We start from the raw sequence: 18,863 nt of genomic DNA, 5'->3' as shown, positions 1-18,863 counted from the left end.
GCATGCTGATGCGGATTCTTGCCGGCATCATGCTGTGCGGGGGCCTGTGCGGTGCCGGCACCGCCGCCGAACGTGCGTCACAGGGCATCGACTGCGCCCAGGCCAGCGGCGGCTACGAGCGCGACATGTGCGATTCCGATCGCCTGGACGACGCCGACAACGAATTGAATGCCGTCTACGCGCAGGCGCGCAGCGAACTGAAGGCGCAGGCCGCCGATGGCAGCTGCAGCCGCTGCGTTTCGGCCGAACAGCAGCTGGTGAAGGCCCAGCGCATCTGGATCACCCTGCGCGATGCAGACTGCGAGGCCGTATACGCCTTCAATGCAGACGGCACCTCGCGCAACCCCGCGAAGATGCAATGCCTGATTACCCAGACGCGCGACCGTACACGGCAACTGCGCGCGTTCTACGAACTGATTTGACCCGAGCGCAACCGCGCTCCCCACCACACTGACATCAAGAGCAAAGAGGCCACCATGGATCTCCGCAAAATCAAGAAGCTGATCGACCTGCTGGAAGAGTCGAACCTGGCTGAAATCGAAATCAAGGAAGGCGAAGAGTCCGTGCGCCTGTCGCGCGCCCCGGTGGCCGGCTATGCCGCGCCGATGCCGGCCCCGGTGTACGCCGCGCCGGCCGCTCCGGCTGCGCAGGCCATGCCGATGCAGTCGCCGACCGAAGCCTCCACCGGCGGCACCGCCAAGCCGGGCCCCGCGCTGCCGGAAGGCCACGTGCTGCGCTCGCCGATGGTCGGCACCTTCTACGCCTCGTCCGCTCCGGACAAGCCGGCCTTCGTCACCGTGGGCCAGCAGGTCAAGGAAGGCGAGACCCTGGCCATCATCGAAGCGATGAAGATGTTCAACCCGATCGAAGCCGACAAGTCCGGCACCATCGTCGCCATCCTCGGCGAGAACGGCCAGCCGGTGGAATTCGACCAGCCGCTGTTCGTGATCGGCTGAGGGGCACGCCATGCTCGACAAAGTCGTCATCGCCAACCGAGGGGAAATCGCGCTGCGCATCCTGCGCGCGTGCCACACCCTCGGCATCCGCACGGTGGCCGTGCATTCCACGGTCGACCGCAACCTCAAGCACGTGGCCATGGCCGACGAGTCGGTCTGCATCGGCCCGGCGCCGTCGCCGCAGAGCTACCTCAACATTCCGGCACTGATCGCCGCCGCTGAAGTCACCGACGCCCAGGCCATCCACCCGGGCTACGGCTTCCTGTCGGAAAACGCCGATTTCGCCGAGCGCGTGGAAGAGTCGGGCTTCATCTTCATCGGCCCCAAGGCCGACACCATCCGCATGATGGGTGACAAGGTGGAAGCCATCCGCGCGATGAAGTCCGCCGGCGTGCCGTGCGTGCCCGGTTCGGGCGGCCCGCTGGGCGAGGACATCGTCGCCAACACCAAGATCGCCCGTGAGATCGGCTACCCGGTCATCATCAAGGCGGCTGGCGGCGGCGGTGGCCGCGGCATGCGCGTGGTGCATGCCGAAGCCTCGCTGAAGACCTCGATTGAAACCACCAAGAGCGAGGCCAAGGCCGCGTTCGGCAATGGCGAGGTCTACATGGAGAAGTTCCTGGAGAATCCGCGCCACGTGGAAATCCAGGTGCTGGCCGACGGCCAGGGCAACGCCATCCACCTGGGTGAGCGCGACTGCTCGATGCAGCGCCGCCACCAGAAGGTGGTGGAAGAAGCACCGGCACCGGGCATCAGCGCCGAACAGCGCGAGCAGATCGGCAAGGTCTGCACCGAGGCCTGCGTGCGCATCGGCTACCGCGGCGCCGGCACCTTCGAGTTCCTGTACGAAGACGGCCGCTTCTACTTCATCGAAATGAACACCCGCATCCAGGTGGAGCATCCGGTTACCGAAATGGTCACCGGCATCGACCTGGTGGCCGAGCAGTTGAAGATCGCCGCCGGCCAGAAGCTGTCGATCAAGCAGAGCGACGTGGTGCTGACCGGCCATGCCATCGAGTGCCGCATCAACGCCGAAGACGCTGAAACCTTCGTGCCGAGCCCGGGCACCATCACCGGCTTCCATCCGCCGGGCGGCCCCGGCGTGCGCGTGGACACCCACATCTACAGTGGCTACCGCGTGCCGTCGAACTACGACTCGATGATCGGCAAGCTGATCGTGCACGGCCCGGACCGCGAAACCGCCATCGCCCGCATGCGGGTGGCGCTGAGCGAGATGGTGGTGGACGGCATCAAGACCAACGTCGCCCTGCAGCAGCGCATCATGCGCGACAAGGGCTTCCAGGCCGGTGGGCAGAACATCCACTATCTGGAAAAGCGCCTGGCCGAACGCAAGAACAAGCCGATCGCGTTGACCTGATCGGCGGCAGACGCTGGACACGAAAAGGGCGGGGATTTCCCCGCCCTTTTTTGTTTCCTGTAGAGCCGAGCCCATGCTCGGCTGGCCGCAAGAGCAGCCGAGCGTCGGCTCGGCTCTACAACATCGGCTCAGCGGCCATTTCCTTTTTCTGCTTTCTTGTAGAGCCGAGCCCACGCTCGGCTGGCCGCAAGAGCAGCCGAGCGTCGGCTCGGCTCTACAACATCGGCTCAGCGGCCATTTCCGTTTTCTGCTTCCTGTAGAGCCGAGCCCATGTTCGGCTGGCCGCAAGAGCAGCCGAGCGTCGGCTCGGCTCTACAACATCGGCTCAGCGCTTGTCGGCGACTTCGGCGGGAATCTGCGAATTGGCCAGCGGGCGGACACCGTTCGGCGAGGTCGGGTCGACGATGACCATGGTCTCGGTCGAACCATCGGGCCAGACCACCTGAAAGGTGCTGCCGGCCGGCAGCGAAGCAAACGGCATGCCGCTCTGCGAGCGGTACACCGCAGCGACCTGGCTGGCACCGGCGCGGCGCACGTCTTCCTGCGCCTTCACCGTGGTCAGCTCGACCTTGGACAGGTGCCGGTAGCGGTCCTCATAGGTGTCGATCATCAGCAGGCCAACCGCGCCCGCCGAGTACGCCACGAACAGCACCACCCAGAACCAGAACTTGGCCCCATGCAGGAATCGACGGTAGTTCATCGCCCGTTCCTCTTTCCAATCAATTGCCTGATCCATTCGTTCATCTTCCCCGCACCTTGCCGCGATACCGCAGCGTCATACACGAAATCCCGGAAATCCTGTGTCCCATCCGGCGAACAGATCCCTCCATTCGCGCAAAAACTGTTCACCAGCACGCTGTCCGGCCCACACGGTAGACCGAGTTCGCAGGCGGCAACCCGCCATGCCAGTTCACTCAACTGCTCGCCGGACACCATGCCGGTCAGCGCCTTGTCACCGGCCGCACGCAGGCCCATGCCCGGTGCGATCGCCATGTAGGCCTCCGGATCACGCGACACGCGCACGCGCTCGACCAGGTCGCGGCGGTACTGTTCGTTGTCGTGCAGCGGCTCGCCGTCGGCAAACAGCGCGGCCTCGGCGGCCAGGTTGCCCTGCAGGGCAGCACGGCGGCGCTCGTTGAACACCAGCGCCGGACCCAACTTGTCAGCCGGCACGAAGCCGCCGCAGCGCTGCGCCACCCGCTCGCGCGCCTGCACCATGGCCGGTGCCGCGCTCAGGCCCAGACCGGCCAGCACGTTGTTGTCCAGGCGGTAGCCGCCCGGGTCGACCGCATACTGCGCGCAGTAGTCGTAGACCCGGCTCAGCATCCAGCGCGCTTCGTGGTTGCCCTGTTCGGCCTGCACCTTCAAGCGCTGCGCATAGGCGAACAGATCGGTATCGCCTTCGATGTCGGCGCGGATATCCAGCGGCAGCCCGGACGGCAACGCCGCGCTGCGCTCGAAACCGGCCAGACGCCGGGCCAGCGCCTGCGGCACCACCGGTTCCAGCGCCACGCCCGGGTCGGCGGCTGCGGCCGTCATCGCCGATGCCCCGGTGTCGGTCATCGCTCGGCCATGGCCGTTGACCCGATAGCCGGCCACACCCAGCACGGCCACGGCCGGCAGGACAAGCAACCAGGTTTTCAGGGTCGGGGCGAAAGCCATCGGCGGGCGGGGTGCGGCAGGGCGGGCATGAAAGAGCGCAGTTTAGCAAGGCCCGTCTGGCCTGTCTGAATCGGCCTCGTTCATCTGGATCGGTCATCTCAAGGGATACGGAGACGGCCGGATGGTCTAGCATGGCCCCCTTTCCCGCGATCGCCCCCACCGCCATGCCGTTTCTGGAACTGACCCTGCGCTGCACCGAAGCCACCCAGCCCCGCTATGAGAACGCGCTGGAGGACGTGGGCGCGCTCGCGGTCACCCTGTTGGATGCCGAAGCCGATACCAGCAACGAGCAGGCCATCCTGGAGCCGGGCGTGGGCGAGACCCCGCTGTGGGACACCCTGGTATTGAGCGCCCTGTTCCCGGCCGACAGCAATGCCCTGCTGCTGCTGGCCGCGCTGGAATCCTTCGACCCGGAACTGGACTGGAGCACCGGCAGCTTCCGCGCGGTGGAGGACGAGGACTGGGAACGCGCCTGGCTGGACCAGTTCCAGCCGATGGATTTCGGCAGCCGCACCTGGATCGTGCCGTGGAACCATGAACTGCCCGAGGCCGCACAGGCCGCCGACGCCGCCGTGGTGCGCCTGGACCCGGGCCTGGCATTCGGCTCGGGCACCCACCCGACCACCGCGCTGTGCCTGCGCTGGCTGGACCAGCTGGCCGTCGATGGCGTTCTGCAGGGCCAGCGCGTGCTCGACTTCGGTTGCGGCTCGGGCATCCTGGCGCTGGCCGCGCTGAAGCTCGGTGCCGGCCAGGCCATCGGCGTGGACAACGATCCACAGGCGCTGATCGCCACCGCCGACAACGCCGAGCGCAATGGCGAGCAGGCGCGCATGCACGTCTACCTGCCGCAGGACGAACCGGTGGCGACCTATCCCATCGTGGTCGCCAACATCCTGGCCTCGGCGCTGGATGCGCTGGCCGAACTGCTGGCCGCGCGCGTGGCCGCCGGTGGCCGCATCGCCCTGTCGGGCATCCTGCATGGCCAGGAAGGCGAACTGCTGCAGCGCTACGCCGTGTGGTTCGACGAACTGCAGGCCACCCAGGATGGCGACTGGATGCGCATCACCGGCGTACGCCGCGCCTGATCGTGGTTGAATGACCGCTGGATCCGAGCCCGCGCCCTGAGCATGTCCGAGCCGAACCCGCCGCGTCGTCCCCTGGCCACCTTCCTGCGTACTGCGCCGGGAGCCGAAGCCCCGCCTGCGACCGATGGCGACGCCATCGCGCAGGCCCCGGCCGGCGACGCTGCGCCACTGCACGAGGAAGCGGTACCCGCGCAGGCCGCGCCCGATGCGCATGCGCGCTTCGAACCGGAGCCGGAACGGGATCTGGATCTGCAGCCCGCACCGCAACCGGACATGCGACAGGCCGATGACACCGTCATCGAAGCGTCTGATTCGTCGGGCAGCACACCTCGTAGCGCCAGCGATGCGCCCAGCTTCCTGGGCGTGCGCCCGCGTGCGCTGCCGACGCCGCGCTGGCATTGGGCACTGGTTGCAGGCCTGGCCCTGTTGCTGGTGCTGCAGAGCGTGCTGGCCGACAGAACGCGATTGGCAGCCGATGCCGGCCACCGCCCGTGGGTCAGTGCGCTGTGCGGTGTGCTGCGCTGCGGCCTGCCCGCCTGGCGCGAACCCACGGCATTGACCATGACCAGCCGCGAGATCCGGCCGCTGCCCGGCCAGGCCGGCGTGCTGCAGGTACAGGCCAGCATCCGCAACGATGCGCGCTGGGCACAGGCGTGGCCGGACCTGCGTCTGTCACTGTCCGATGCCGATGGCCGGGTGATCGGCACCGGCGTGTTCCCACCCGCGCAGTACCTGGGCGAGAACCCGGGTGCGGCCCTGCTGGAACCGGGGCAGAGCGCGCGCATCGCCTTCCGCGTGCAGGAACCGGCCGCCTCCACCGTCGCATTCACCTTCGAGTTCCTTTGATCGGGACGAAGGCGTCCGGCCGTGGCAGGTCGGGCACGCTCGCGCTAGACTGACCGCCACCACCTCGTCCGGCCGCGCGCTCCGCGCGCACGGGCCAACCGAATCGGGAACCCCCTTGAACGCTGTCCTTTCTCGTCCTGACAACAGTCGTGGCGCTGCCCGGCCACCGCTGCGTGAACATGTCGCCCAGTCCGTGCGCCGCTACCTGCGCGACCTCGATGGCTGCGACGCGGACGATGTCTACGAGATCGTGCTGCGCGAGATGGAAATCCCGCTGTTCGTGGAAGTGCTCAACCACTGCGAAGGCAACCAGAGCCGCGCCGCGGCGATGCTGGGCATCCACCGCGCCACCCTGCGCAAGAAGCTGAAGGAATACGGCATCAGCGCGTAAGCGCGGCCCGCCGGGCATGGCCCAGCGCTACCGATGTATCCCCGTAGATCCACGCCATGCGTGGATGAAAGCCCGACGGAATCGCAATCAGGGTCAGAGCCCTTCGCCGTGCGAAGGGATCCGACCCCGGGCTGATCAGCCAACCCCACCGGCCTTCCAGTAATACCGCACCACATGGAAGAACACCGGCGCGGCGAAGCACACTGAATCCAGCCGGTCGAGCATGCCGCCATGGCCTTCGATCATGTGGCCCCAATCCTTGATGCCGCGGTCGCGCTTGATGGCCGACATCACCAGGCCACCCCAGAACCCCATCAGGTTGATCAGCAGCGACAGGCCAAAGGCCTGCAGCGGCGTGAACGGGGTGATCCACCACAGCGCCGCACCCAGCGCGCTGGCACTCAGCACGCCGCCCACGAAACCCTCCACCGTCTTCGACGGCGACAGCTTCGGCGCGATCAGGTGCTTGCCCAGCAGCTTGCCCCAGATGTACTGCAGCACGTCCGAGGACTGCACCACGATCACCAGGAAGGCGAACAGCAGCACGTTGCGCGACGGATCGTGGCCGGGCACGTGCAGGTTGAGCAGCAGCGGCACGTGCGAAATGCAGAACACGCAGATCATCAGCCCCCACTGCACCTTGGCCGTGCGTTCCAGGTAGTGCGTGGTGTCGCCACCAATGGTCGACAGGATCGGCAGGAACAGGAACGCATAGACCGGAATCAGCAGCGTGTACATGCCGTACCAGTCGATCCACACCAGGTAGTACTGCCACGGCAGCACGATGTAGAACGCCGCCAGCAACGCGTAGTAATCGCCTGAACGTGTCGGCGCCAGGGTGATGAACTCGCGCAGGGCGAACAGCGAAATGATCGCGAACAGCACGATCACGCCGGCGCGGCCGAACAGCAGCGCACCGCCCACCACGACCGCCATCACCCACCACGCGCGGATACGCGAGACCAGATTGGCGATGACCGCGCTGGGGTTGCCGCGCTGGCGCCAGCGCAGGGTTTCCGATACCAGGGTTGCCAGCACCAGCACCGCGCCAACGCCGGCAAACAGCAGGCCGGTCTGCTGGCCCACGCTCTGCGTGGCCAGGTCACCGGACACATCGATCAGGAAACTCATGCCTTGCCCCCGTTCGGTGCCAGATCCAGCAGCGCCTGCCGGCTGCGCGCCAGGAAGGCGGCCTTGTCCTCATCGGCCTGCAGCCGCAGCGGCGTGCCGAACGTGGCCGTGCACAGCAGCGGCAGCGGCAGGAAGCGGCCCTTGGGCATCACCCGCTTCAGGTTGTCGATCCACACCGGCACGAATTCCAGTTCCGGGCGCTGCCGCGCCAGATGGTAGATGCCACTCTTGAACGGCAGCAGCGGCTCATCACCGACGTTGCGCGTGCCTTCGGGAAACAGAATCAACGAACACCCCTCATCCACTGCATCACGCAGCACCTGCAACGGATCCTGCTGGCGCCGGCCGGCTTCGCGCTCCACCAGCACACCGTTGAACACCGCATCGATCAGGTAGCGGCGCAGGCCGTCACCCTGCCAGTACTCGGCGGCGGCCACCGGCCGCACCTGGCGCCGCAGCGCGGGCGGCATCGATGACCAGATCAGGACGAAATCACCATGGCTGGCGTGGTTGCCGTAGTAGACCCGATGCTCGCTGGACGGCGCACAGCCGATCCACAGCGCGCGTGCACCGGTCACTACATGGATCGCGCCACTGCAGGCGCGCGCGACCAGTTCAGCGAACATCGGCACCCCCGCTCAGGTCTGCGGCCACAGCACGGCCACCAGCAGCACCGCGAACTGCAGCAGCGTGGCCGCGTACTGGCGCATCAGAAGGCGGCGCATGCCCGCCCAGCGCCCATCCCAGCCACGCACCGGCGCCTGCGCATCGTGGCGACGCAGGCCGGCGGCATGCAGGGCCTGGTCCACCCGCTCGGCCGCAGCATCATCCTGCAGGCGCTCACGCAGCAGCAGCTGCAGCAGGCTGGCATCCAGGTGCACGCGCACCGCGTAGTACGCCTGCACCATGCCTAGCGCCACGCTCAGCAGCAGCAGGCCGGCGGCAAACATCGCCAGGCCCGGCTCGATGCCCAGCAGCAGCAGCGCCACCAGCAGCAGGCCCAGTGACAGCGCGGCGGGCAGCCGGCCCTGGCGCAGCAGCAGATGCATCATCGGCAGATCGGCAGCGGTGCTCATGCAGTGCTCTCCCCGGCGGCGGCGGCCGCGATGGCCTGTAGGTGAACGTCATGCAGGACGATGGATGGCCGCGCCGCGCGCACCCGCGCCACGGCCTCGGCCGCGCTGCAGACGCGGCCGGTACGCAGCAGCCAGGTGGCCACGCTGGCCGCACTGCGCGAATAGCCCAGTGCACAGCAGACCAGCACCGGCCCGTGCGCGCGCAGGTCTTCGATGGCATCGGCGGCCTCGCGCAGCTGCGCGGCGGCGGGCACCACCAGATCCAGCATCGGCACGTTGGCGTAGGCCGCGCCCGGCGCGCTGCAGGACAGCTCGGCGCAAGCATCGACCACGCCACGCAGCGGCGCCGGCAGCGCGGCGCAGGGAATGCGCCCCAGCCACACCCCACCGGCGACGTCCACCGGCTGCGGCGCGCGCCGTGTCCACAGCCGCGAATTGATCCACGCCGCCGCCAGATAGGGGGCCAGCAGCCAGCGCGCGGCCATCGTCAGCCGCCCATCGGCGCGCTTCTGGAATACCGCCGTGCCCAGCCCGGCATAGGCCAGCGCCACCAGCAGCAGTGACACCACCGGCCACAGCAGCCACAGCGCCGCACCACGCAGCAGCAGCACCGGCACCAGCAGGGCAGCGGCCCCCAGCAGGTAGAACAGCGCCAGGCGCCAGCGCCGCGGATCGCGCGCGGTGCGCCACGCCCGCAGCGGCGGCGTGCCCTGCTCCGGCCACAACCACACGCACAGCCAGCCGGCCAGCAGGCCGGTGGGCACATCGATGAAATGATGCTGGAAAGTGGTCAGCACCGAGACGCCGATCAGCAGCGCCCACCCATGCAGCACCCAGCGCCAGGGCCCCTGCAGATACTGCGCGAACTTCACCCACAGCACGATCAGCAGCACGATGTGCAGCGATGGGGCCTGGTTGAACGGCTGGTCGAAGCCCAGCAGCACATCGAACAGCCAGCCGAACACGCCGCCGATCTCCGGCCGCTGGAAGCTGAAGCGCAGCGGCCACAGCAGGAAGCAGGTGACCGCGATCAGCTGCGCACTGAACAGCCGCAATGCATGCCGGTCCAGTTCGAGGCGCTGCCGGCACAGGAAGAACGAGACGGCATAGAACAGATCGATCGACCAGTACGGCACGATCGTCCACGGCACGAACGGAATGCGGGTTTCCCAGGCGAAGGCCATCACCGGCAGCCCGGCGTGGCGGCCGGCCATCCAGTTGGCGAAGCCATAGCTGGCGAAGAAGAACGGTCCCAGCAGGGCCAGCCACAGCAGAGCGCGCCGCCAGGGGCGCCCTGCCACGGCCAGCGGGGGTGCGGCCAGCGTCGCCATCAGGCGGTCCGGCGCGCCAGCGACACGGTGAAGATGCCGAATTCGTCGATGCGCTGGGCCACCTTCTCGAACCCGGCCAGGCGCACCAGCTCATCCATTTCCTGCTGGGTCCGGCGCCGCATCACCCAGGCCGCGCCACCGCGGTGGCTGGTCAGCGCACGGGCGATGAATTCCAGCTGCGGGTGCCAGGGCTGGCCGGTATAGGCCAGGTAGCCGCCCGCCGGCACGGTCGCGGCGATGCCCTGCAGCGAGCGCAGCACCGCATCGTTGTCGGGGAACAGTTCGTACAGGCCCGACACCACCGCCAGCGTCGGTGCCGGATCAACCTTGGCCAGCTGCACCGGGTCGAAGGCATCGCCCTGCTCGAAGCGGGCGATGTCGGCCGCGCCCAGACGCTCGATCAACGCCTGGCCCTGGGTCACGTTCAGATCGCTGAAATCACGCAGCACGATGCGTTCGGCACGCTGCTCGCCCTGGCCCAGCGCTTCCAGCACATAGCGGCCATGGCCGGCCGCCACGTCCAGCACGCGCACCGGCGCGCCCTGCCCGCGCAGGCGCTGGGCGGCGTCACACAGCAGTTCCTGCAGGTGCTGGCCGCGGATGCGGATGCCGCGCCAGCCGATCGCATCGAGATAGTTGCGGTCGACCATGCGCCCCAGCGGGCCCTTGCCACGCGCTTCGTCGCGGTAGATGTAATCCAGCGTGCTGCCCGAATCGAAGCCGGTCTGCAGGCCCAGTGCGATGCCTTCGGAGAGCGTGCCGCCAAAGCGCAGGCCCCCACGCACCACCCGCCAGCGCAGGTCGGCCAGGCTGTTGCGCTCCGGCGGCCATGCCAGGATCTCGGACTCTTCGAAGGTCGGCCCATGGCGGTGCGCATCGCGGCGCGACAGCTCGCGCAGTGGTTCGGCGAAACGGGCCTGGATGAAGCTGCGGATGCGCGCCAGCGCCGGCGCGCGATCACGTTCGCCCAGGGTGTCGTGGAAGAAGCCGGGCAGGTGCACGCGCTCCTTGATCGGGCTGGACAGGCGTTCGTAGAAACGGTCCTGCGGGCCCCGGTGCACGACGAAATCCGAACCGGACACCAGCAGCTGCACCGGTACGCTGATCGCCTGCGCATCGGCCACGATGCGGTCGGCGGCCTCGTACAGCCCCAGCAGCACGCGCACCGAAATCGGCCGGGTGATCAGTGGATCGGTGCGGTAGCTTTCCACCCGCGCCGGGTCGTGGGTCAGCCACTGCGGCTTGACGTAGCTGTTGACGAAGAAGTTGCCGCGCAGCTTCTGCATCAGGGTCAGGCCAGCGCGCGCGAACGGCACGTACAGCTTCACCTTGAACGCCGGCGAAGCCATGACCAGCGCGCGCAGGCGCGGCGCGTAGTCGTGCACCCAGGTGGCGGCCACCACGGCGCCCACGCTCTGCGCGATCACCACGATGTCTTCCACCGCGATGCCGTGCTCGGCACCGATATGGGTGATGAAGCTGTCCAGGTCGCGCACCAGCGCCGGGAAGCCGGGGGCATCACCGCGCGCACCGGGCGAACGGCCATTGCCGCGCGCATCCCAGGCGAAGAAGGCGGTGTCGGGCAGGTCCAGCTCATCGACCAGGTGGGTGACCCGGCCGGAATGTTCGTGGCCGCGATGCAGCAGCACGATGGCCTTGGCCGGCGTGGTGGTGGTGGTGCTCGCCCAGTACCGGTAGAACAGCGGTACCTGGTCGAAGCTGTGGAATTCCCGTTCCTGCGCCTGACGCATGCAATCTCCAGATTGTCTTTTGGTATGTACTTGATTACTGCGGCGGAAGCGCCGCTTCCTGCAGCCCGCGGCGTACGCGGTTGATCATCGTCAGCACGCACAGCACGGCCATGGCGGCAGCCACGCCGCTCACCGTCATCGCGCCCACCCACTCAAAGGCCAGCAGCAGGCCCAGCGCGCCGATGACGAAGGCACGGTCGCTCTTGCCCATCGGACCGTCATAGCGGCGGCTGGCGCCGACCATCAGCCCCAGTACGCCAGCGTACTCGCTCAGGGCGGCGGTCCAGGCCAGCAGCCACAACGCCTCGGGGCGAACGCCCGGCACGCTGAGCAGGCTCAGGTACAGCGCGGCGTCGGCAATCACATCGCACAATTCGTTCAGATAGGCACCCAGCCGTGACTGCTGGCCGAACTCGCGGGCCAGCATGCCGTCCACGGCGTTGAGCGCCATGCGCAGCAGCATCCACAGCGGCAGCAGCAGGTACAGCAGCGGCTGCGCCGGGCCACAGCACCACACGGCGGCAGCCACCAGCAGCGAGACCACGGCCGCAGCCACGGTCACCGTATTGGCGGTGATGCCGAGGCGGTAGAGCCCGCGCACGGCCGGACGCAAGAGGTCCTGGAAACGTCCTTTCAAAGCATAGATCGACACGATCTGAACCCGCTGATCCTTGGCAGTTCCGGCATAGCCTACCCCATGGCGTGTTCAGCCCGGCATGCCGATGCAGGTCGTTTTCCCCTTCTGGGGCCAGCAAAGCGCGCCGGCAGCGCCCGCCACCGCCCCCCACGAACTACAATATCGGCCCCGCTCCGCTGCCGATTGCCCTGTCCCCATGACTGCTGATCTGTTGCCCGTCCGTCGGGCCCTCCTCTCCGTTTCCGACAAGACCGGCCTGGTCGAGCTGGCCACCGCGCTGGCTGCCCACGGCGTCGAGCTGTTGTCCACCGGCGGCACCGCCAAGGCGATCCGCGAGGCGGGCCTGGCCGTGAAGGACGTGGCCGACGTCACCGGGTTCCCGGAAATGATGGACGGCCGGGTCAAGACCCTGCACCCGATGGTGCACGGCGGACTGCTGGGCCGTTCGGGCCTGGATGACGCGGTCATGGCCGAGCACGGCATCGGTGCCATCGACCTGCTGGTGCTGAACCTGTACCCGTTCGAAGCGGTCACCGCCAAGGCCGACTGCAGCCTGGCCGACGCGGTGGAGAACATCGACATCGGCGGCCCCGCCATGCTGCGCTCGGCAGCCAAGAACTTCGCCCGCGTGGCAGTGGCCACCGACCCGTCGCAGTACGCCGAACTGCTGGCCTCGCTGGACGCCAACGATGGCCAGCTGTCGGCCGCCACCCGTTTCGCCTTCTCGGTCGCCGCCTTCAACCGCGTCGCCCAGTACGACGCGGCCATCAGCAACTACCTGTCGGCGGTCACCGCCACCGACGCCGCCGTGCCGGCGCGTGCCGAGTACCCGGCGCAGATGAATTCCACCTTCGTGAAGGTGATGGACCTGCGCTACGGCGAGAACCCGCACCAGAGCGGCGCGTTCTACCGCGACCTGTACCCGGTGCCGGGCACCCTGGCCACGTTCCAGCAGCTGCAGGGCAAGGAACTGAGCTACAACAACCTGGCCGATGCCGATGCGGCGTGGGAATGCGTGCGCCAGTTCGATGCGCCCGCCTGCGTCATCGTCAAGCACGCCAACCCGTGCGGCGTGGCCGTCGGTGCCGGCAACGGCGATGCCTACGAGCTGGCCTACGCCACCGACCCGACCAGCGCCTTCGGCGGCATCATCGCCTTCAACAAGCCGCTGGATGCTGCCACTGCGAAGGTCATCCTCGACCGCCAGTTCGTTGAAGTGCTGATCGCCCCGGATTACGAGGCGGCCGCGCTGGAATACGCGCAGAAGAAGGCCAACGTGCGCGTGCTGCGCATCCCGCACGGTGATGGCCTGAACAACTTCGACAGCAAGCGCGTCGGCTCGGGCCTGCTGCTGCAGTCGTCGGACAACCGTGGCATGACCCGCGACGAACTGAAGGTGGTCAGCAAGCTGGCGCCGACCGACAAGCAGTTCACCGACCTGCTGTTTGCCTGGAAGGTGGCCAAGTTCGTGAAGTCCAACGCGATCGTCTATGCGAAGGACAACCGCACCATCGGTGTCGGCGCCGGCCAGATGAGCCGCGTGTACTCGGCGCGCATCGCCGGCATCAAGGCCGCCGATGCAAACCTGGTGGTCGAGGGTTCGGTGATGGCTTCCGATGCGTTCTTCCCGTTCCGCGACGGCATCGATGCCGCTGCTGCCGCCGGCATCAAGGCGGTCATCCAGCCGGGCGGTTCGATGCGCGATGCTGAAGTGATCGCCGCCGCCGACGAACATGGCCTGGCCATGGTGTTCACCGGCGTTCGCCACTTCCGCCACTGATCCTGGAGCGACACGGATGTCCGCAGTTTCGATCAAACCCCTGGTTCTGCCCGCCCTGCTGGGCGTGGTCCTGCTGGCCGGCTGCAAGCCGGCCGCCGAGCCGGCACCCGCCTCTGCCCCGCCGGCAGAGGCGCCCGCCGCGGCCAGCACCGCAGCGGCCGGGCATGTCAGCCGCACCGCGCGCCTGCAGGCCTTCCTGACCGCGCGTTATGGCAAGGACGCACAGCTGTCCGACAGCTGGCGCAGCAACCTGACCCAGGATGGAAACACGCGCCCGGTCGACTGGGCGGTCTGCGCCGAACAGCCGGTGGTCAGCGGTGACAGCTGGCAGCAGCTGCTGGCGGTGTGCGGCGAACTGGCCGACGCCGGCCACGCCGACGCGGGCCCCATCGACTACTACGTGCTGCGCCCGGCCGGCGACGGCTTCGAGGTGGCAGCCGAGCTGACCGGCGGCACCTCTGGCAGCAGCGGCCGCCCGGGCAGCGTCGAGATCATGCGCTTCGGCAGCGACTTCTACGGCTTCCGCAACGTCAGCGGCTGGTATGGCCAGGGCTATTCGCTGCAGACGCAGAGTTTCATCCTGCCCGGCCCGAACGGGCTGGTGGATGCCGGCAACGTGCGCAGCCACATCGACAACACCGCCGCCTACGACTGCGACGACGCCGAGCAGGCCGAAGACTGCCGCACGCGCGTGTTCGACATCGAATTCGAACTGCGCATGGACGACAGCAACCGCAGCGCGCGCATCTGGCCGCTGCTGATCGAGGAAACCGGCAGCAGCTGCGGCGGCAGCAATGTGCGGCGCACGCACCGCTTCACGCTGGACCCGAAGACCTGGACCTATGCCTTCCCCGACGCGCTGCAACGCGAGGGCTGCGAGTGAGGCATATCGACCGGCCATGAACAGTCCCCTCGGCGAACTGATCCTCTACCGCACCGACGACGGCCGGACGGAAGTCCACCTGCGCGCGGCGGAGGGAACGGTGTGGATGACCCAGGGCGAGATGGCCGAGCTGTTTGATACGACACCGCAGAACATCACCCAGCACGTTCGCGCCGTCTATGACGAGGGTGAGATTGATGAGTCCACAACCTGTAAGGATTACTTACAGGTTCGTCGGGAGGGCGGCCGCGACGTCCGACGCAACGTCAAAACCTATCGACTTGAATTGATCCTGGCGGTCGGATTCCGGGTGAGGTCCCCACGCAGTCTGACCCATTGGCAAGGCGAGCGCATCAGGAAATCCGATGCCGTGGTTTCCAAGAATTACCTCGGTCAGCAGGAGCTGGAGCAGCTTAATCGCCTGGTTACCATGTTCCTGGATTTCGCGGAGGACCGCGCCGAGCGCCGCATCGAGATGCGCATGGCCGACTGGCTGACCCAGACTGATCGATTCCTCGATTTCAATGAGCGCGCAATCCTGGAAGGTGCGGGCCACGTCTCGCACCAGCAGATGGAAGCGATCATTGCCGAGCGCTACGGGGTGTTCGATCGACATCGCCGCAACAAGGAGCTGGGCGAGGCCGAGCAGGAGGCGATCGAAGACCTGCGCCAACTCGAAGCAGAAGCAAAAGCACTGACCAACCCTGCGCTGAAGCGCGAGGATTGAGCATCCCCCTCCACCGTCCTCCCTCCTGATTTCTCCGTTCGGATACTTCCCACATGAAGAAGATTCTTGTCATCGGCTCTGGCGGCCGCGAACACGCCCTGGCATGGAAGCTGGCCCAGTCCTCCCGTGTCACCGAAGTGATCGTGGCGCCCGGCAACGCCGGCACCGCCAACGAAGACAAGTGCCGCAACGTGGCGGTGAAGGTGACCGACATTGATGGCCTGCTGGCGCTGGCTCAGGCCGAAGGCGTGGCGCTGACCGTGGTCGGCCCGGAAGTGCCGCTGGTGGCCGGCGTGGTCGACCGCTTCCGCGCAGCCGGCCTGCGCATCTTCGGGCCGACCGCCGCCGCCGCGCAGCTGGAAGGCAGCAAGGCCTACGCCAAGGATTTCCTGGCCCGCCACAACATCCCCACCGCGTTCTATGCCGTGCACACCGAGGTGGACGCGGCGCTGGCCTACATCCGCGACAAGGGCGCGCCGATCGTGGTCAAGGCCGATGGCCTGGCGGCCGGCAAGGGCGTGATCGTGGCGATGACCCAGGCCGAGGCCGAGGATGCGGTGCGTGACATGCTCTCGGGCAACGCCTTCGGCGATGCCGGCGCGCGCGTGGTCATCGAGGAATTCCTTGATGGCGAGGAAGCCAGCTTCATTTCGATGGTCGACGGCGTGCACGCGCTGCCGATGGCCACCTCGCAGGACCACAAGCGCGTCGGCGACGGCGACACCGGCCCGAACACCGGTGGCATGGGCGCCTACTCGCCCGCGCCGGTGGTGACGCCGGAGGTGCATGCCCGGGTGATGCGCGAGGTGGTGAACCCGACCGTGCAGGGCATGATCGCCGACGGCATCCCGTTCACTGGCTTCCTCTATGCCGGCCTGATGATCGATGCCAGCGGCGCGCCGAAGGTGATCGAGTTCAACGTGCGCTTCGGCGATCCGGAGACCCAGCCGGTGATGCTGCGCCTGCAGTCGGACCTGGTGGACCTGGTGGAAGCGGCCATCGATGGCCGCCTGGACCAGGTGGATGCGCAGTGGGATCCGCGCCCGTCGCTGGGCGTGGTGCTGGCCGCCAAGCCCTACCCGGAAGCGCCGATCACCGGCGACGTGATTTCCGGCCTGGACGACGTGCCCGCCAATGCCAAGGTGTTCCATGCCGGCACCACGCTGGATGCGCAGGGCCAGGTGCTCAGCGCCGGCGGCCGCGTGCTGTGCGTGGCCGCGCTGGGCGACAGCGTGCGCGACGCGCAGGCCAATGCCTATGCCGGCGTGGCCAAGGTGACCTGGGCCAACGAGTTCCACCGCACCGACATCGGCTGGCGCGCGATCGCACGCGAGGGGTGAGACCTGGTAGATCCACTACACAGCTTCCTGCATGGAACCAGATCACGGATTCTGGGAGTCTTCACCGTCCTCGGCATGGAAGCCGGGACGGTGCGCTTCGGGAAGAAGCGACGCACGTCAAGCGAAGGAAATTACGCTGAGTGAATCTGCTACTTCGCCGAGTCAAGATAACGCTTCCAGTTCTCGAAGAGCCGCGCAACATTCTGCTCATGTGAGTGCGCAGCCGGATCATACCCATCAGAAGCTGGCATGTACCTGACAAAGCTCTCCAGAGACTCCGGGTAATCAAAATCAGCGTAGATCCTCTCAACCTCTCCGAGCGGATCAGCAATCTCATCGCGCTTAGCGTAAGCGTCCGCGAGAAATGCAACCAGCCATCTTCTGAAAATCTCATCCTCGTTTGAGTTCTTGTCGAATGCCGCCAACTGCGCAGCTACACTATTACGCTCATCGGGAAAAGCCCCTTCAAGTCTTTCAATCAAGGAGTTCAGATTGAACTTCTCTTCCAGTCCCTTCTGCTCCGACGCGCAGTGCTTCGCAACCTCAAAGTCAATCAGATGGCGCCCCAGTGCCCACGCCACCTCGGTCTGACTCCAGGGCCCATAGGGTTGAATACAGTCATACGTTCTCATGTAGACACTCACTTCTTGTTTGGTATTCCGTTCATGCTGCCACCTTCCACAAATCTTTGATGGGTCAAGTCGCCAGCCTTGTCGACTATGTATTCAAACCGACCAGCCTTTCCATTGAGTTCACCGGGTAGCTGAGTCAGAGTGCGAACCACGCCGTCGCCTCCTGTCAATGGAGTATGAACACCTGCTTCTGCAGCGGTCTCTCGCATAAAGGTCGCTGAATTGTGCCCAGCGTCCGCTTTGAGTGCACTTCCAACAGGCCGGGAATTCAAAAGTGCCCGACCTTCTGCACTCAGAGCTTTGGATGCCGCAACACCTGCTCCACCGGCACCTGTAACTCCTGCGATATCAGCAGCGATACTGGTAGCTGCCGATACGACACTCGGATTGGCCATCGCAACCATGCCAGCTTCGATCAGCACTGGGGCAGCCATTGCCGCTGTAACGGCGATTGCGGCCGGTCTCATCGGCTCGTATACGGCGCCATTTCCGGCAGCAATATCTCTCCGATGCTGCTCAACGAATCGCTCTGCGGCCTGCCTTCCATCCGCATCGACGAACCTGTACGGATTCCCGTTCGCGTACCGATACCGATTGAACTGCTCAACTGGCATTTGGTGAGCGGTGACTGGGTCTACCGACAGAAACACGCCCAATTGTGGATCCATGTAGCGCTGTTGCATGTAGCTCAGCCCTGTAGCCGAGTCGCTCACATGTCCGGCGTATCCAGGTCCATCCGTGACCTGACCGCCTACCACGGCCCCGTAGGGTTCGTAGTCATATCGCTTGATGACGTTGCCGTTGGCATCGCTTTCCGCCACAACCGAGCCTAGGGCATCAGTGTGAATGTATGTGATCGTTGTCTGGGCGATTGCGGATGGTGACAGGCCAAGGCCCATCAGCAGCACGCAGCACAGCCAGACGCCTATGGCACCCAGCTTGCGAGTTCGATCTTCAAATCCCCCGAGGCGGGTCGACACACCGCCTGCAGTTCCCCCGAACCTGCGCATCATTCCAATCCATGAAAGAGCCTTGAAGCAAGGCTTGGCATTCATAGCACAGGAAGGCAGTCATCGGAGTCCAACTCCAGGACTGAGGCCAGAGGGACCATTCTGAATTGGACCAGACCCTTGGCTATAAACCTCTCGAGGGATTGAACGGCTACCGGAAGCGCATGACTGCCCGCCATGGGCTGGTACTACTGAAGCAGCCGATCAGCGGCCCGCATTACCAACAGCCATGCCGGTCAAACGAAAA

20 protein-coding genes are annotated in these 18,863 nt (G+C 66.5%); 10 read left to right on the top strand and 10 right to left on the bottom strand.

Features of this window, described 5'->3' with window-relative positions:
• The first annotated feature begins 2 nt into the window (after positions 1-2).
• Genes ACM2ZB_RS17540 through accC form a run of 3 tightly spaced genes read left to right on the top strand, consistent with a single transcriptional unit; the run spans position 3 to position 2,334 of the window.
• Entirely contained in the window at positions 3-422 is a 420-nt protein-coding gene (locus ACM2ZB_RS17540) for a lysozyme inhibitor LprI family protein (protein WP_416056388.1), read from the top strand.
• Between the two features lie 54 nt (positions 423-476).
• The gene (accB, locus tag ACM2ZB_RS17535) at positions 477-956 is read left to right on the top strand and encodes an acetyl-CoA carboxylase biotin carboxyl carrier protein (RefSeq protein WP_416056387.1); all 480 of its coding nucleotides are present in this window, start codon (positions 477-479) and stop codon (positions 954-956) included.
• A 10-nt stretch (positions 957-966) separates the two neighbouring features.
• Positions 967-2,334 carry an acetyl-CoA carboxylase biotin carboxylase subunit gene (gene accC / locus ACM2ZB_RS17530; protein ID WP_126930471.1) on the top strand — a complete coding sequence of 456 codons (1,368 nt, stop codon included), beginning with the start codon at positions 967-969 and terminating at the stop codon, positions 2,332-2,334.
• Positions 2,335-2,659: 325 nt separating this feature from the next.
• On the opposite strand, the gene ACM2ZB_RS17525 is transcribed toward accC, so the two are convergent.
• Together ACM2ZB_RS17525 and ACM2ZB_RS17520 are read right to left on the bottom strand one after the other, a co-directional pair.
• The gene (locus ACM2ZB_RS17525) at positions 2,660-3,034 is read right to left on the bottom strand and encodes a hypothetical protein (RefSeq protein ID WP_313440796.1); all 375 of its coding nucleotides are present in this window, start codon (positions 3,032-3,034) and stop codon (positions 2,660-2,662) included.
• Positions 3,031-3,996: a hypothetical protein gene (locus tag ACM2ZB_RS17520; protein WP_416056386.1), complete on the bottom strand. Its 966-nt coding sequence runs from the start codon at positions 3,994-3,996 to the stop codon at positions 3,031-3,033. Before ACM2ZB_RS17520 ends, ACM2ZB_RS17525 begins: the two co-directional genes overlap by 4 nt.
• A gap of 164 nt (positions 3,997-4,160) precedes the next feature.
• Here ACM2ZB_RS17520 and prmA point away from each other — a divergent pair, with 164 nt between their 5' ends.
• The 3 genes from prmA to fis all read left to right on the top strand — a co-directional run bounded on the left by prmA (position 4,161) and on the right by fis (position 6,318).
• Positions 4,161-5,081, top strand: coding sequence for a 50S ribosomal protein L11 methyltransferase (prmA, locus tag ACM2ZB_RS17515; protein ID WP_313440963.1), 921 nt, complete (start codon positions 4,161-4,163; stop codon positions 5,079-5,081).
• A gap of 42 nt (positions 5,082-5,123) precedes the next feature.
• Positions 5,124-5,927 carry a DUF3426 domain-containing protein gene (locus ACM2ZB_RS17510; RefSeq protein WP_416056385.1) on the top strand — a complete coding sequence of 268 codons (804 nt, stop codon included), beginning with the start codon at positions 5,124-5,126 and terminating at the stop codon, positions 5,925-5,927.
• A gap of 115 nt (positions 5,928-6,042) precedes the next feature.
• Positions 6,043-6,318, top strand: coding sequence for a DNA-binding transcriptional regulator Fis (gene fis, locus ACM2ZB_RS17505; protein ID WP_006397198.1), 276 nt, complete (start codon positions 6,043-6,045; stop codon positions 6,316-6,318).
• Between the two features lie 135 nt (positions 6,319-6,453).
• On the opposite strand, the gene ACM2ZB_RS17500 is transcribed toward fis, so the two are convergent.
• The 6 genes from ACM2ZB_RS17500 to ACM2ZB_RS17475 are packed head-to-tail and all read right to left on the bottom strand — an operon-like array spanning position 6,454 to position 12,259.
• A complete protein-coding gene (locus tag ACM2ZB_RS17500) occupies positions 6,454-7,449 on the bottom strand; it encodes a phosphatidate cytidylyltransferase (RefSeq protein ID WP_313440802.1) in 996 nt (331 codons plus the stop codon).
• Entirely contained in the window at positions 7,446-8,075 is a 630-nt protein-coding gene (locus ACM2ZB_RS17495) for a lysophospholipid acyltransferase family protein (RefSeq protein WP_416056384.1), read from the bottom strand. Before ACM2ZB_RS17495 ends, ACM2ZB_RS17500 begins: the two co-directional genes overlap by 4 nt.
• A 12-nt stretch (positions 8,076-8,087) precedes the next feature.
• The gene (locus ACM2ZB_RS17490; protein ID WP_416056383.1) at positions 8,088-8,525 is read right to left on the bottom strand and encodes a hypothetical protein; all 438 of its coding nucleotides are present in this window, start codon (positions 8,523-8,525) and stop codon (positions 8,088-8,090) included.
• On the bottom strand, positions 8,522-9,856 hold the full coding sequence (locus ACM2ZB_RS17485) for a phosphatase PAP2/dual specificity phosphatase family protein (RefSeq protein WP_416056382.1): 1,335 nt from the start codon (positions 9,854-9,856) through the stop codon (positions 8,522-8,524). Before ACM2ZB_RS17485 ends, ACM2ZB_RS17490 begins: the two co-directional genes overlap by 4 nt.
• Positions 9,856-11,607, bottom strand: coding sequence for a bifunctional alpha/beta hydrolase/class I SAM-dependent methyltransferase (locus tag ACM2ZB_RS17480; protein WP_416056381.1), 1,752 nt, complete (start codon positions 11,605-11,607; stop codon positions 9,856-9,858). The genes ACM2ZB_RS17485 and ACM2ZB_RS17480 overlap by 1 nt, the downstream gene beginning before the upstream one ends.
• A gap of 34 nt (positions 11,608-11,641) precedes the next feature.
• A complete protein-coding gene (locus tag ACM2ZB_RS17475) occupies positions 11,642-12,259 on the bottom strand; it encodes a CDP-alcohol phosphatidyltransferase family protein (RefSeq protein ID WP_416056380.1) in 618 nt (205 codons plus the stop codon).
• A gap of 181 nt (positions 12,260-12,440) precedes the next feature.
• Between ACM2ZB_RS17475 and purH the strand changes: the two genes are divergently transcribed.
• The 4 genes from purH to purD are packed head-to-tail and all read left to right on the top strand — an operon-like array spanning position 12,441 to position 16,974.
• Positions 12,441-14,024 (top strand): bifunctional phosphoribosylaminoimidazolecarboxamide formyltransferase/IMP cyclohydrolase, encoded by a 1,584-nt coding sequence (gene purH, locus ACM2ZB_RS17470; RefSeq protein ID WP_416056379.1) that lies wholly within the window; start codon positions 12,441-12,443, stop codon positions 14,022-14,024.
• Between the two features lie 16 nt (positions 14,025-14,040).
• Positions 14,041-14,907 carry a hypothetical protein gene (locus ACM2ZB_RS17465; RefSeq protein WP_416056378.1) on the top strand — a complete coding sequence of 289 codons (867 nt, stop codon included), beginning with the start codon at positions 14,041-14,043 and terminating at the stop codon, positions 14,905-14,907.
• A 16-nt stretch (positions 14,908-14,923) separates the two neighbouring features.
• Complete coding sequence (gene rhuM, locus ACM2ZB_RS17460; RefSeq protein WP_416056377.1) at positions 14,924-15,634, top strand: RhuM family protein; 711 nt, start codon at positions 14,924-14,926, stop codon at positions 15,632-15,634.
• Between the two features lie 53 nt (positions 15,635-15,687).
• On the top strand, positions 15,688-16,974 hold the full coding sequence (gene purD / locus ACM2ZB_RS17455; protein WP_416056376.1) for a phosphoribosylamine--glycine ligase: 1,287 nt from the start codon (positions 15,688-15,690) through the stop codon (positions 16,972-16,974).
• Positions 16,975-17,123: 149 nt separating this feature from the next.
• Here purD and ACM2ZB_RS17450 read toward each other — a convergent pair whose 3' ends face one another.
• Both ACM2ZB_RS17450 and ACM2ZB_RS17445 read right to left on the bottom strand, forming a co-directional pair.
• The gene (locus ACM2ZB_RS17450) at positions 17,124-17,555 is read right to left on the bottom strand and encodes a DUF2247 family protein (RefSeq protein ID WP_158003716.1); all 432 of its coding nucleotides are present in this window, start codon (positions 17,553-17,555) and stop codon (positions 17,124-17,126) included.
• 59 nt (positions 17,556-17,614) lie between these two features.
• Positions 17,615-18,586, bottom strand: coding sequence for an RHS repeat domain-containing protein (locus tag ACM2ZB_RS17445; RefSeq protein ID WP_239519187.1), 972 nt, complete (start codon positions 18,584-18,586; stop codon positions 17,615-17,617).
• Positions 18,587-18,863: the final 277 nt, after the last annotated feature.

Source organism: Stenotrophomonas maltophilia (assembly GCF_047782825.1).
In the GTDB taxonomy this organism is placed as follows: domain Bacteria; phylum Pseudomonadota; class Gammaproteobacteria; order Xanthomonadales; family Xanthomonadaceae; genus Stenotrophomonas.
The sequence above is the reverse complement of the archived record's forward strand: the minus strand, read 5'-3'. Positions and strand labels throughout refer to the sequence as shown.

Coding starts and splice junctions, on each gene's coding strand:
- ACM2ZB_RS17540 (WP_416056388.1), top strand. CDS start 3: ATGCTGATGCGGATTCTTGCCGGCATCATGCTGTGCGGGGGCCTGTGC.
- accB (WP_416056387.1), top strand. CDS start 477: ATGGATCTCCGCAAAATCAAGAAGCTGATCGACCTGCTGGAAGAGTCG.
- accC (WP_126930471.1), top strand. CDS start 967: ATGCTCGACAAAGTCGTCATCGCCAACCGAGGGGAAATCGCGCTGCGC.
- ACM2ZB_RS17525 (WP_313440796.1), bottom strand. CDS start 3,034: ATGAACTACCGTCGATTCCTGCATGGGGCCAAGTTCTGGTTCTGGGTG.
- ACM2ZB_RS17520 (WP_416056386.1), bottom strand. CDS start 3,996: ATGGCTTTCGCCCCGACCCTGAAAACCTGGTTGCTTGTCCTGCCGGCC.
- prmA (WP_313440963.1), top strand. CDS start 4,161: ATGCCGTTTCTGGAACTGACCCTGCGCTGCACCGAAGCCACCCAGCCC.
- ACM2ZB_RS17510 (WP_416056385.1), top strand. CDS start 5,124: ATGTCCGAGCCGAACCCGCCGCGTCGTCCCCTGGCCACCTTCCTGCGT.
- ACM2ZB_RS17500 (WP_313440802.1), bottom strand. CDS start 7,449: ATGAGTTTCCTGATCGATGTGTCCGGTGACCTGGCCACGCAGAGCGTG.
- ACM2ZB_RS17495 (WP_416056384.1), bottom strand. CDS start 8,075: ATGTTCGCTGAACTGGTCGCGCGCGCCTGCAGTGGCGCGATCCATGTA.
- ACM2ZB_RS17490 (WP_416056383.1), bottom strand. CDS start 8,525: ATGAGCACCGCTGCCGATCTGCCGATGATGCATCTGCTGCTGCGCCAG.
- ACM2ZB_RS17485 (WP_416056382.1), bottom strand. CDS start 9,856: ATGGCGACGCTGGCCGCACCCCCGCTGGCCGTGGCAGGGCGCCCCTGG.
- ACM2ZB_RS17480 (WP_416056381.1), bottom strand. CDS start 11,607: ATGCGTCAGGCGCAGGAACGGGAATTCCACAGCTTCGACCAGGTACCG.
- purH (WP_416056379.1), top strand. CDS start 12,441: ATGACTGCTGATCTGTTGCCCGTCCGTCGGGCCCTCCTCTCCGTTTCC.
- ACM2ZB_RS17465 (WP_416056378.1), top strand. CDS start 14,041: ATGTCCGCAGTTTCGATCAAACCCCTGGTTCTGCCCGCCCTGCTGGGC.
- rhuM (WP_416056377.1), top strand. CDS start 14,924: ATGAACAGTCCCCTCGGCGAACTGATCCTCTACCGCACCGACGACGGC.
- purD (WP_416056376.1), top strand. CDS start 15,688: ATGAAGAAGATTCTTGTCATCGGCTCTGGCGGCCGCGAACACGCCCTG.